8 protein-coding genes and 1 pseudogene are annotated in these 8,527 nt (G+C 65.2%); 1 reads left to right on the top strand and 8 read right to left on the bottom strand.

The features are described from left to right. Nucleotides 1–406: 406 nt before the first annotated feature. Nucleotides 407–898, top strand: a complete 492-nt coding sequence (locus AC1P6P_RS05035) for an SRPBCC family protein (RefSeq protein WP_481401344.1) — start codon at nucleotides 407–409, stop codon at nucleotides 896–898. Nucleotides 899–902: 4 nt separating this feature from the next. On the opposite strand, the gene AC1P6P_RS05040 is transcribed toward AC1P6P_RS05035, so the two are convergent. From AC1P6P_RS05040 to AC1P6P_RS05075, 8 genes and pseudogenes are all read right to left on the bottom strand, one after another. Next, a complete protein-coding gene (locus AC1P6P_RS05040) occupies nucleotides 903–1,694 on the bottom strand; it encodes a nucleotide-binding protein (protein ID WP_481401345.1) in 792 nt (263 codons plus the stop codon). After that, on the bottom strand, nucleotides 1,691–2,725 hold the full coding sequence (locus AC1P6P_RS05045) for a flagellar biosynthesis protein FlhF (protein WP_481401346.1): 1,035 nt from the start codon (nucleotides 2,723–2,725) through the stop codon (nucleotides 1,691–1,693). Before AC1P6P_RS05045 ends, AC1P6P_RS05040 begins: the two co-directional genes overlap by 4 nt. Nucleotides 2,726–2,731: 6 nt before the next feature. Continuing rightward, nucleotides 2,732–4,849, bottom strand: a complete 2,118-nt coding sequence (flhA, locus tag AC1P6P_RS05050; protein WP_481401347.1) for a flagellar biosynthesis protein FlhA — start codon at nucleotides 4,847–4,849, stop codon at nucleotides 2,732–2,734. Nucleotides 4,850–4,889: 40 nt separating this feature from the next. Then, nucleotides 4,890–6,275, bottom strand: a complete 1,386-nt coding sequence (gene flbD / locus AC1P6P_RS05055; RefSeq protein ID WP_481401348.1) for a sigma-54-dependent transcriptional regulator FlbD — start codon at nucleotides 6,273–6,275, stop codon at nucleotides 4,890–4,892. A gap of 23 nt (nucleotides 6,276–6,298) precedes the next feature. Further along, entirely contained in the window at nucleotides 6,299–6,658 is a 360-nt protein-coding gene (fliN, locus tag AC1P6P_RS05060; protein WP_481401349.1) for a flagellar motor switch protein FliN, read from the bottom strand. A gap of 3 nt (nucleotides 6,659–6,661) precedes the next feature. Next, on the bottom strand, nucleotides 6,662–7,288 hold the full coding sequence (locus AC1P6P_RS05065; protein ID WP_481401350.1) for a FliH/SctL family protein: 627 nt from the start codon (nucleotides 7,286–7,288) through the stop codon (nucleotides 6,662–6,664). Nucleotide 7,289: 1 nt separating this feature from the next. Continuing rightward, complete coding sequence (fliG, locus tag AC1P6P_RS05070; protein WP_481401351.1) at nucleotides 7,290–8,324, bottom strand: flagellar motor switch protein FliG; 1,035 nt, start codon at nucleotides 8,322–8,324, stop codon at nucleotides 7,290–7,292. Between the two features lie 3 nt (nucleotides 8,325–8,327). Beyond that, nucleotides 8,328–8,527: pseudogene (locus AC1P6P_RS05075) on the bottom strand (flagellar basal-body MS-ring/collar protein FliF); the annotation flags it as partial.

Consider the following 8,527-nt stretch of genomic DNA (forward strand, 5'->3'; position numbering starts at 1 on the left):
CAATTGTCGCACCATCTTGAAACTGTCAGTACTGCACCCAATCTCCATACCGAGTTGTTTTTGGAGAGTGGCCCGACCAAGAGGCGCGCGAAGAAATCGCGGCCTGCAAAACCTTTTTCCTACGCGGTTTGCAACGTCATACCGGCGAAGGGATGCGCCCGTGCGTTCCGAGGGTCGTCGGACAGGCTGAGGTGCCGTCGAGCGGCGATGCCGTGACGCGGCCGGTTCGCCCCATGTCCGTCCCCAGGTAGCCAAGGGAGAAGCTTGCGGTGCCGTCGTTCGCGCTCACCAAACCGGGCGTGCCGTGCGCCAAAGCCTTTGCAGGAGGCGGGACATCCCGCCTTTTGGCGTATTTAATGGGTCCCGGCGCGTCAGCCCGTTGCCGGTCGGATAACTTGGATGAGACATGGAAAAAATGGATCGCTCAGGCGGCAGACTTTCTTCCGGCTTTCTGTCGAAAGAGCTTGAAACGTGGATCGACATCGATGCGTCCGCCGAACGGATCTGGCAGGTCTTGGCGAATGTCCGGGACTGGCAATCCTGGAACACGTTCATCCCGACGGTCGAGGGCGATCTCGTCGAAGGCAGGTCGATCCGCATAAAAGTGGTTCCGCCCGGTCTGGACCCGATGGTGTTCAAACCGAAAGTTTATGCGGTACGTCCGTTTCGGGAGATCCGGTGGGGTGGACGCTTCCTGTGGTTCATGTACTGGGGCGACCATACATTCCTGCTCGAACCGCATCCGGCTGGCGGCACCAGATTTCGCCAGATTGAACGGTTTCGCGGACCACTGACGCTGTTGCTCGGCAAGATGCTGAACCCTACCGAAAGGGGCTATCGTCAGATGAACGCCGAACTGAAACGACGGGTGGAGTCCGTACCGTTCGCCGGTCAATGACCAGCTACCGCATCGAGCCGGTGGCGCGGATGCGGGTCGACTGGCCGCCGAGCAGGCCGGTCAGCGCCGTCACCGCCGTGAGCACCGGGCTTTGCGGATAGGCGACCCACAGCGAGGTCTGGCGGCGCAGCGCCTCCACCACCCGCATGTCGGCCGGTACGAAACCAAGATAGGCCGGCGTCGCTTTGAGGAAGCTGCGGGCCGAGGTGATCAGGGCGTCGGCGCTGCGTTTGGCCTCCGCCGCATTGCTCGCCTCGTTGACGACCAGCGCCGGGGCGCGGCCGCCGGTGCGTTTCAGCACCAGCTTGATGAAGGCATAAGCGTCGGTCAGCGCCGCCGGATCGGGCGTCATCACCGTCACCACGTCGTCGGCCTGGGCGGCGAGCGTCAACACCGCTTCGCCGATGCCGGCGCCGAGATCGACGAGCACGCGGTCGTAGTACGGCGCATGGCGCAACAACTCAGCGAGGCGTTCCACCACCGCCTTGTCGGCGTCCGCAAGAAAGCCGGTACCGGCGGGGGCGGCGAGGAGATCGAATTTGGCGTGGCCGGCGGTTTCCACCGCCACCGTCGCCGCCTTCAACGGCGTGCGTCCGGCCAGATACCCCGGCAGGTCGCCGCTTTGGCCGAGGCCGAGATGGACGGCAGTGTTGGACAGGCCGAGATCGGCGTCGCACAGCATCACCCGCTCGCCGAGATCGGCGAAGGCCTGCGCCAGCGTCAGGGCGATGAAGGTTTTGCCGGTGCCGCCTTTGCCCGAGCCGATCGCGGTCAATCGGGGTCCTGTGAGGCTCATTGCGCACCTTCATGTTCGACCAGCAGGCGGGCGAGCGCCAGCGGCGTCAAATGTTCGAGTTCACCCGCCACGAACGGCGAGCGCGTGACAAATCCGACCGCGAGAGTGGGCGTCATCGCGGCGGCGGCCAGGGCGCCGTAGCGCCGGGTCATGTCGGCCTGGGTCAGGATCAGGCGGGAGGCGCCGAGCTTGGCCAGCGCCGCGGCCATTTCGCCGGCCTCTTCGCTGTCGGTCAGGCACGACAGCACACCGATGGTCTCCACCGCCTCGATGTCGGCCAGCGCCGAGAAGGCGGAGGCGGCCTTGGGCTGGCGCGGATCGAAGCCGGCGGTATCGACGATGGCGAGAGCATTGTCGCGCACCGCATTGCCGATGGTGGCGGCGAGCGCGAAGGCCGATTCCGCGGTGACGATCTGGGCGTCGAGATGGTCGGCGAAGTCTTTCAGCCGCGCCACCGCGCCGGCCCCGGTGACGTCATGGGCGACGAGGCGCACGGCGCGTCCGGCGAGGCGGGCATGGGCACCGAGCTTGGCGGCCACCGCAGTCTTGCCGGCGCCGTTCGGTCCGGCGAGGAGAAACGCGCGCGCGCCGGAAAAATCGATCGGGGCCGACAGCATCTTCTGGTCGATGGCGGCGGCCAGCGCCAGCGTCATGTCGGTGAGCCCGGTCTTGGCGGCGGCTTCGGCCAGCGCATGGCCTAGCGCCTCGGGCAGGCGGCCGCGGGCGAAGGCGGTGATCAGTTCGGTGCGGTCGAATTTCCTGCGCCCGGGCAGAGCCGAATTCTTCTCGCGCAGCCGGCGGATCATGGTCGCCTGGAACGCCGCGTCGATATCTTCGGGCCGCGTCGGTTGGCGCGGTGCCGGCTCGTCGGCAACGGCCGCAGGCTCGGGGTCTTCCAAGGCGGCCCGCACCATGACGCCGCCGCCTTTGGCCGACTGGCTGGCGACGATGACCGCTTCCGAGCCCATCTCGGTGCGGACCGCGGCGAGGGCCTCTTTCATGTCTTTGGCGAGGAAGGTGCGAAGTTGCATGACGCGCTACACCTGCCCCAAGGTTCTCAGCCGGATGGACGGATGGATTTCGTTCTGGCTCATCACCACCGTCTGGGCGCGGAACCGTTCGATGATCGAGCGCACGAACGGGCGGGCCTGCGGGCTCGTCAGCAGCACCGGCACTTCGCCCTTGGCGGTGCCTTCCTCGAAGCGGTCGCGCACCTGGGTGATGAACTGCTGCAACTGGCTCGGCGCCATCGCCAGCTGGCGGTCTTCGCCCTGGCCGATGATGGATTCGGCGAAGGCCTGTTCCCAGACCGGCGACATCGCGATCAGCGGCAGGTAGCCGTTGGGCGACATGTTGGCGTTGCAGATCTGGCGCGCCAGGCGGGCGCGGACGTGCTCGGTGATGTAGAGCGCGTTCTTGGTATGGCCGACGGCCTCGGCAATGCCTTCCAGGATCGCCGGCAGATCGCGGATCGAAACACGCTCGCCGAGCAGCGTCTGCAACACGCGCTGGACGCCGGTGACCGAGATCTGCGACGGGATGAGTTCTTCCACCAGCTTCTTGTGCTCGGGCGGCAGGTCGTCGAGCAGCTTCTTGGTCTCGGCGTAGCTGAGCAGCTCGGCCATGTGGCTCTTGAGCACTTCGGTAAGGTGGGTGGTGAGGACGGTGCCGGGATCGACCACGGTGTAGCCGCGGAACGAGGCTTCCTCGCGCAGGCTGGAGGTGACCCAGGTGGCAGGAAGGCCGAAGGCGGGCTCGGTGGTGTGAGTGCCGGGCAGATCGATGGGCAGCCCGCGCGGGTCCATGGCGAGGAAGTTGCCGGGATAAAGCTCGCCGCGCCCCGACTCCACTTCCTTGACGGCGATGCGGTACTCGTTGGCGCCGAGCTGCATGTTGTCGAGAATGCGCACCGACGGCATGACGAACCCCATGTCCTGGGCAAGCTGGCGGCGAAGCGCCTTGATCTGGTCGGTGATGCGGTGGCCCTTGACGTCGTTGATCAGCTGCAACAGGGCGTAGCCGAGTTCGACGCGCAGCATGTCGAGCGCCAGCGCCGACGAGATCGGCTCTTCCTTGCTGGTCTCGGCGACCTTGGTCTGCTCCACTTCCTTCAGCTCCTTGGCGGCTTCCGCGGCTTTGTGCTGGAAGGCCTTGTACGACAGGAAGCCGATGCCGCCGGACAGCATCGCGAAAATGATGTGCGGCATGCCGGGCAGCAGCGCGACGACGCCCATCACCGCCGCGGCCATGCCGAGCGCCTGGGGGTAGAACGACAGCTGCTTCATCAGCGCCTTGTCGGTCGAGCCGTCGATACCGGCCTTGGACACCATCAGGCCGGCGGCGGTCGACACGATCAGCGCCGGCATCTGGGCGACGAGGCCATCACCGACCGAGAGCAGCGTGAAGGTCTTGGTGGCGTCGCCGAAGCTCATGCCGTGCTGGGCCACCGCGACGATGATGCCGCCGACGATGTTGATGGCGACGATCAGCAGGCCGGCGATGGCATCGCCACGGACGAACTTGGAGGCACCGTCCATGGCGCCGAAGAAGTTGGATTCGGATTCGAGCTCCTTGCGGCGCTTGCGGGCTTCCTTGTCGTCGATCAGGCCGGCGCTGAGATCGGCGTCGATCGCCATCTGCTTGCCGGGCATGGCGTCCAAGGTGAAGCGGGCGGCGACTTCGGCGATACGGCCGGAACCCTTGGTGATGACGACGAAGTTCACAATCACGAGGATCGCGAACACGATCATGCCGATCACGAAGTTGCCTTGCATGACCAGCTTGCCGAACGCCTCGATGACATGGCCGGCGGCGGCGGTGCCGGTATTGCCGTGACTGAGAATGAGGCGGGTGGACGCGAGGTTCAGTGACAGGCGCAACATCGTGGTGATGAGCAGCACCGCCGGGAACGACGAGAATTCGAGCGGCCGCCGGATGAACACGGCGGTCATCAGGATCAGGATGGCGAAGCTGAGCGACAGTGCCAGACTGAAGTCGAGCAGCAGCGTCGGCAGCGGCAGGATCAGCACCACCAGGATCGCCATGATGCCGATCGCCAGCATCAAGTCGCTGCGCTTGATGAAGTCCAGGATGCCGGCGGGGGTAAGGACGATCGCCGGGATCGCGGACGGTGTGGCGGCGGTGGTGTCTGCCATCAGAAACTCAACTCGGTGACATTACAGGAAACAAACTGGCTCAGCCGGCCGCCCGCTGCTCGCCCGGACCCGGGATCGCCATGCCGGCCTGCGAATACTCGCGCAGCTTGTTGCGCAGCGTACGGATCGAGATGCCGAGGATGTTGGCGGCATGGGTGCGGTTGCCGAGGCAATGGTCGAGCGTGTCGAGAATGAGATCGCGTTCGACGTCGGCGACCGTGCGTCCGACCAGACCGCGCGTCACCGCGGCAGCGGATTCGACCGCATTGCGCACCGGGGCGGGAAGATCGGTAGCACCGGCCGCGAACGAGGCGCTGCCGACCTGCTTGCCGTCGGGAAGGCGGATCGCTTCCGGGGCGATTTCGTTGCCGCTCGCCAGAAGCACGGCGCGGTGCAGCGTGTTTTCGAGTTCGCGCACGTTGCCCGGCCAGGGATGCTGCACCAGGACGCGCTCGGTGGTCGGCGCGATCGGGCGGAAAGGCATGCCGTTGGCTTCGGCATATTTGCGGGCGAAATGACGGGCCAGCGCGAGAATGTCCTTGGGGCGCTCGCGCAGCGGCGGGATGCGCAGATTGACGACGTTGAGCCGGTAGAGCAGGTCTTCGCGGAAGATGCCCTTCTTGACCGCCTCAGCCAGGTCGCGGTTCGAGGTGGCGATGATGCGGATGTCGACCTTGACCGGGCGGGTGCCGCCGACGCGGTCGATCTCGCGTTCCTGGATGGCGCGCAACAGCTTGGCCTGAAGGCGGGCATCCATCTCGCTGATTTCGTCGAGCAGGAGCGTGCCGGTGTTGGCCTCCTCGAACTTGCCGACGCGGCGGGCGATGGCGCCGGTGAAGGCGCCCTTCTCGTGGCCGAACAATTCGGATTCGAGCAGGTTCTCCGGGATCGCGGCACAGTTGACCGAGATGAACGGCTTGTCGGCGCGCGACGACTTGCGGTGCACGTAACGGGCGAGGATTTCCTTGCCCGATCCGGACTCGCCGGTGAGCAGGATGGAGGCATCCGACGGCGCGATCTGGTCGGCAAGGGCAATGACACTGGTCATTGCTTCGTCCTCGTAGACCATCTGGTGCGATTCGTCGGCGACGGCCGCGAACACCGCTGCGATCAATTCCGGATCGGGCGGCAACGGCAGGTATTCCTTGGCGCCGGCGCGGATCGCTTCTACCGCCTTGCGGGCATCGGTGCCGACGCCGCAGGCCACCACCGGCGTGCAGATGTGCTCCGCCGCCAGGCCGCGAACCAGGGCCGAGATGTCGAGCACGACGTCGCACAAGACGAGGTCGGAGCCCGAGCCGGCGCGCAGGGCTGCGAACGCCATTTCGATGTCGATGGCATGGGTCACCTTGGCGCCGCGCGCCATGGCGATCTTGGTGGCAAGTCCGATCTGACCCGAGAGGGAGCCGACGATGAGAATACGCATTATGTAGGTCCTTTCGCTTCAGGTCAGCTTTGGCCGGCCTTGATGATTTCAGTCATGGTGACGCCGAGCCGGTCTTCGACCAGCACGACTTCGCCACGGGCCACCAAACGGTCATTAACGTAGATGTCGATCGCCTCGCCGACCTTGCGGTCGAGTTCGACGATGGTGCCTTTTGCCAGCTTGAGAAGCTGGCTGACTTCCATCGCCGACTTGCCGAGAACGGCCGAAACCGTCACCGGAACGTCGAACACCGCCTCGAGGTCCTGGGCGGTGTGCTTGATCTCGGCTTCCGCACCGCCATCGCCGTGCAGCAGAGCCGGCGAAGAGTTGTCCTGGGGCTCGTGGCTCAGGTCGGGCAGATCGACGTCATCGTTGCCGGCCATGGCTTATCCTTTCGTGGCGATTTGCGAGAAGCGGCGGACGATGACTTCGTCGATCGCTTCGGAGAGATGTTCCATGCTGCGTTCGGCGCCGCCGCCGCGCCATTCGATGCGGCAGTCGCCGGCCATCATGCCGGGCTCCGCGGTGGCGACGATGCGGCCCTCGTAACCGGACTCGTGGGCGATTTCCTCAAGCTTGTCCTTGAGGGAGCCAATCACCGCCGGCGACGCCCTCAGGACGATGCGCGGCTCGGTGATGGCCTGGTGTACGGCTTCGCGCAGCGCGTCCTCGATATCGGCCTCGGGCAGCGCCGCGAGCGCGTGGTGGGCGAGCTTCTTGGCGCAGACGAGCGCGAGTTCGGCGGCATCGCGGCGCAGGTCTTCGACTTGGTGCTGGGCGGAATCGACCGAGTTGCGCACGATGGCGCAGAGTTGCTGCACGGCGGCGGCGACAGCTTCCGCGGCGCGCACCTGGCCCATTTTCATGCCTTGCTCGCGGGCGCGGCTCAGCATGTGGTCGAGTTCTTCCTGGGTGAAAACCTTGCGCTGGCGGGCGCGCGCGGCATTCGAGATCAAGTCGCCTTCGGGGCGAAACTCGACGTCGAACTTGAATTTCTGCGGCTCGGGGCTCATCTCAATACACCAGCTCGTCTTCGCCCTGCTTGGAGGCGATCATGATCTCACCCTTGTTGGCGAGGTCCTTGGCGGTATTGACCATGCGCATCTGGGCTTCGTCGACATCCTTGAGCCGGACCGGGCCCATCGCTTCCATGTCTTCGCGCAGGATCTTGCCGGCGCGTTCGCTCATGTTGGAGAAGAACACGTCGCGCAGGGAGTCGGTGGCGCCCTTGATGGCCAGCGCCAGCTTGTCCTTTTCGACATGACGCAGCAGCGTCTGGATCGAGCCGGGATCGAGCTTGCCGAGATCCTCGAAGGTGAACATCAGGGCCTTGATGCGCTCGGCCGAGTCGCGGTTGCGCTCTTCCAGGGCGGTGACGAAGCGGTTTTCGGTCTGGCGGTCGAAGTTGTTGAAGATCTCGGCCATCATCTCATGGGCGTCGCGCTTGGCGGTTCGGGCGAGGTTCGACATGAACTCGACGCGCAGGGTGCGTTCGACCTTGTCGAGAATGTCCTTCTGCACGCTTTCCATGCGCAGCATGCGCTGCACCACTTCGAGCGCGAATTCCTCGGGCAGCGACGCCAGCACGCGGGCGGCATGCTCCGGCTTGATCTTCGACAGCACCACCGCGACGGTCTGTGGGTATTCGTTCTTGAGGTAGTTGGCGAGCACCGTCTCGTTGACGTTGCCGAGCTTGTCCCACATCGTGCGGCCGGCCGGACCGCGAATTTCTTCCATGATCTGGCTGACGCGCTCGGGCGCCATCATCCGGGTCAGGAGTCGTTCGGTCGATTCGTAGGAGCCCATCAGCGAGCCGGTACCGCTGAGCTGGCTGACGAAGTCGACCATCAGCTTTTCGACCAGCGAAGCCGAGACCGTGCCCAGATTGGACATGATCTGCGAGACTTCCTTGATCTCGTCGTCATCCATCATCTGCCAGAGTTTGGCGGAATGTTCTTCGCCCAGCGCCAGCATCAGAATGGCAGTCCGTTCCGCCCCGGTCAGCGAGCGGATATCGTCTTTGACGGCAGCTTTGACGGGACGGGACATTGGCTACACCGGCTGATGCAACCACGACCGGAGGATGGCGAGAGCCTCCTCGGGGTGGGAGTTGACGACTTCACCGACCTTCTTGACCGACGACTCGCGCACCTGGCCTTCGATGCGGTTGATGTCGATCATGGATTCGACCGCGTTGACCGGCGGCGCTTCGCGGGCTCCTTCGGCTGCGGCGGGCGCGGCAAGTTGGGCAG

It is taken from the genome of Rhizomicrobium sp. (assembly GCF_056722145.1).

Bases quoted from the DNA above. Each gene is read 5' to 3' on its own strand.
- AC1P6P_RS05065 (WP_481401350.1), bottom strand. From the start codon at position 7,288: ATGAGCCCCGAGCCGCAGAAATTCAAGTTCGACGTCGAGTTTCGCCCC.
- AC1P6P_RS05040 (WP_481401345.1), bottom strand. From the start codon at position 1,694: ATGAGCCTCACAGGACCCCGATTGACCGCGATCGGCTCGGGCAAAGGC.
- AC1P6P_RS05035 (WP_481401344.1), top strand. From the start codon at position 407: ATGGAAAAAATGGATCGCTCAGGCGGCAGACTTTCTTCCGGCTTTCTG.
- flbD (WP_481401348.1), bottom strand. From the start codon at position 6,275: ATGCGTATTCTCATCGTCGGCTCCCTCTCGGGTCAGATCGGACTTGCC.
- fliG (WP_481401351.1), bottom strand. From the start codon at position 8,324: ATGTCCCGTCCCGTCAAAGCTGCCGTCAAAGACGATATCCGCTCGCTG.
- AC1P6P_RS05045 (WP_481401346.1), bottom strand. From the start codon at position 2,725: ATGCAACTTCGCACCTTCCTCGCCAAAGACATGAAAGAGGCCCTCGCC.
- fliN (WP_481401349.1), bottom strand. From the start codon at position 6,658: ATGGCCGGCAACGATGACGTCGATCTGCCCGACCTGAGCCACGAGCCC.
- flhA (WP_481401347.1), bottom strand. From the start codon at position 4,849: ATGGCAGACACCACCGCCGCCACACCGTCCGCGATCCCGGCGATCGTC.